Raw genomic sequence first — 307 nt, 5'->3', positions numbered from 1 at the left:
AGTACGCAGTGACTGGCGACGGCGCCTCGACCGACTCGTCCCCTGAGTTGATGTAATTGAGCCAGGCCTAAACGTTCCGGGTTTTCTATGATCATCAGGCTGGCATTGGGAACATCTACCCCCACTTCTATGACTGTGGTAGCCACCAGGAGGTGCAGTTCGCCAGATTTGAATTCGGCCATGATGGCCTTTTTCTCGGCGGACTTCATGCGCCCATGGTTCAAGCCCATTTTGAGTTCGGGCAGTGCCAACGTCAGCTCTGCGGCGGATTCTTCTGGCGCCCGGAATTCCAGAACTTCCGACCTTT

At 55.4% G+C, this 307-nt stretch carries 1 protein-coding gene; it reads right to left on the bottom strand.

From position 1 onward, the window contains the following. Positions 1–307 (bottom strand): helicase-related protein (locus MTCD1_RS18850; RefSeq protein WP_268807383.1); only part of this gene is annotated, 307 nt, incomplete at both ends.

Source organism: Colwellia marinimaniae (assembly GCF_002207865.1).
Taxonomy (GTDB): Bacteria; Pseudomonadota; Gammaproteobacteria; order Enterobacterales; family Alteromonadaceae; genus Colwellia; species Colwellia marinimaniae.
Note: the sequence above shows the minus strand (reverse complement) of the source record. Positions and strands in the feature narration are given on the sequence as shown.